The organism is Citrobacter sp. NCU1, from assembly GCF_010231475.1.
In the GTDB taxonomy this organism is placed as follows: Bacteria; Pseudomonadota; Gammaproteobacteria; order Enterobacterales; family Enterobacteriaceae; genus Citrobacter_D.
Genome location: NZ_NRDO01000030.1, coordinates 1 through 3,077, shown reverse-complemented (window position 1 = coordinate 3,077; position 3,077 = coordinate 1). Strand labels below are relative to the sequence as shown.

General features: G+C 52.1%; 1 rRNA gene. It reads left to right on the top strand.

Annotated features, from left to right (window positions below):
* The first annotated feature begins 146 nt into the window (after positions 1-146).
* Positions 147-3,054 (top strand): 23S ribosomal RNA (locus tag CJP72_RS09635).
* Positions 3,055-3,077: the final 23 nt, after the last annotated feature.

The window sequence follows — 3,077 nt, the reverse complement described above, 5'->3', positions numbered from 1 at the left end:
TTTGCTCTTTAAAAATCTGGATCAAGCTGAAAATTGAAACGACACACTGTTTCATTTCTCCGTAATAAGAAATGAAAAGCAGTGTGTCCGAGTCTCTCAAATTTTCGCAACACGGTGGTGTTTTACGAAACATCTTCGGGTTGTGAGGTTAAGCGACTAAGCGTACACGGTGGATGCCCTGGCAGTCAGAGGCGATGAAGGACGTGCTAATCTGCGATAAGCGTCGGTAAGGTGATATGAACCGTTATAACCGGCGATTTCCGAATGGGGAAACCCAGTGTGATTCGTCACACTATCATTACGTGAATACATAGCGTAATGAAGCGAACCGGGGGAACTGAAACATCTAAGTACCCCGAGGAAAAGAAATCAACCGAGATTCCCCCAGTAGCGGCGAGCGAACGGGGAGCAGCCCAGAGTCTGAATCAGCATGTGTGGTAGTGGAACGGTCTGGAAAGTCCGGCGATACAGGGTGAAAGCCCCGTACACAAAAGTGCATGTGTTGTGAACTCGAAGAGTAGGGCGGGACACGTGGTATCCTGTCTGAATATGGGGGGACCATCCTCCAAGGCTAAATACTCCTGACTGACCGATAGTGAACCAGTACCGTGAGGGAAAGGCGAAAAGAACCCCGGCGAGGGGAGTGAAAAAGAACCTGAAACCGTGTACGTACAAGCAGTGGGAGCCTCTTTTATGGGGTGACTGCGTACCTTTTGTATAATGGGTCAGCGACTTATATTCTGTAGCAAGGTTAACCGAATAGGGGAGCCGAAGGGAAACCGAGTCTTAACTGGGCGTTAAGTTGCAGGGTATAGACCCGAAACCCGGTGATCTAGCCATGGGCAGGTTGAAGGTTGGGTAACACTAACTGGAGGACCGAACCGACTAATGTTGAAAAATTAGCGGATGACTTGTGGCTGGGGGTGAAAGGCCAATCAAACCGGGAGATAGCTGGTTCTCCCCGAAAGCTATTTAGGTAGCGCCTCGTGAATTCATCTTCGGGGGTAGAGCACTGTTTCGGCTAGGGGGTCATCCCGACTTACCAACCCGATGCAAACTGCGAATACCGAAGAATGTTATCACGGGAGACACACGGCGGGTGCTAACGTCCGTCGTGAAGAGGGAAACAACCCAGACCGCCAGCTAAGGTCCCAAAGTCATGGTTAAGTGGGAAACGATGTGGGAAGGCACAGACAGCCAGGATGTTGGCTTAGAAGCAGCCATCATTTAAAGAAAGCGTAATAGCTCACTGGTCGAGTCGGCCTGCGCGGAAGATGTAACGGGGCTAAACCATGCACCGAAGCTGCGGCAGCGACACTATGTGTTGTTGGGTAGGGGAGCGTTCTGTAAGCCGTTGAAGGTGAACTGTGAGGTTTGCTGGAGGTATCAGAAGTGCGAATGCTGACATAAGTAACGATAAAGCGGGTGAAAAGCCCGCTCGCCGGAAGACCAAGGGTTCCTGTCCAACGTTAATCGGGGCAGGGTGAGTCGACCCCTAAGGCGAGGCCGAAAGGCGTAGTCGATGGGAAACAGGTTAATATTCCTGTACTTGGTGTTACTGCGAAGGGGGGACGGAGAAGGCTATGTTGGCCGGGCGACGGTTGTCCCGGTTTAAGCATGTAGGCGGAGAGTTTAGGTAAATCCGGACTCTTTTTAACGCTGAGGTGTGATGACGAGGCACTACGGTGCTGAAGTAACAAATGCCCTGCTTCCAGGAAAAGCCTCTAAGCATCAGGTAACATCAAATCGTACCCCAAACCGACACAGGTGGTCAGGTAGAGAATACCAAGGCGCTTGAGAGAACTCGGGTGAAGGAACTAGGCAAAATGGTGCCGTAACTTCGGGAGAAGGCACGCTGATATGTAGGTGAAGCGACTTGCTCGTGGAGCTGAAATCAGTCGAAGATACCAGCTGGCTGCAACTGTTTATTAAAAACACAGCACTGTGCAAACACGAAAGTGGACGTATACGGTGTGACGCCTGCCCGGTGCCGGAAGGTTAATTGATGGGGTTATCCTTAGGGAGAAGCTCTTGATCGAAGCCCCGGTAAACGGCGGCCGTAACTATAACGGTCCTAAGGTAGCGAAATTCCTTGTCGGGTAAGTTCCGACCTGCACGAATGGCGTAATGATGGCCAGGCTGTCTCCACCCGAGACTCAGTGAAATTGAACTCGCTGTGAAGATGCAGTGTACCCGCGGCAAGACGGAAAGACCCCGTGAACCTTTACTATAGCTTGACACTGAACACTGGTCCTTGATGTGTAGGATAGGTGGGAGGCTTTGAAGCGTGGACGCCAGTCTGCGTGGAGCCAACCTTGAAATACCACCCTTTAATGGCTGGTGTTCTAACGTAGACCCGTGATCCGGGTTGCGGACAGTGTCTGGTGGGTAGTTTGACTGGGGCGGTCTCCTCCTAAAGAGTAACGGAGGAGCACGAAGGTTGGCTAATCCTGGTCGGACATCAGGAGGTTAGTGCAAAGGCATAAGCTAGCTTGACTGCGAGAGTGACGGCTCGAGCAGGTGCGAAAGCAGGTCTTAGTGATCCGGTGGTTCTGAATGGAAGGGCCATCGCTCAACGGATAAAAGGTACTCCGGGGATAACAGGCTGATACCGCCCAAGAGTTCATATCGACGGCGGTGTTTGGCACCTCGATGTCGGCTCATCACATCCTGGGGCTGAAGTAGGTCCCAAGGGTATGGCTGTTCGCCATTTAAAGTGGTACGCGAGCTGGGTTTAGAACGTCGTGAGACAGTTCGGTCCCTATCTGCCGTGGGCGCTGGAGAACTGAGGGGGGCTGCTCCTAGTACGAGAGGACCGGAGTGGACGCATCACTGGTGTTCGGGTTGTCATGCCAATGGCACTGCCCGGTAGCTAAATGCGGAAGAGATAAGTGCTGAAAGCATCTAAGCACGAAACTTGCCCCGAGATGAGTTCTCCCTGAGACTTTAAGTCTCCTGAAGGAACGTTGAAGACGACGACGTTGATAGGCCGGGTGTGTAAGCGCAGCGATGCGTTGAGCTAACCGGTACTAATGAACCGTGAGGCTTAACCTTACAACGCCGAAGCTGTTTTGGCG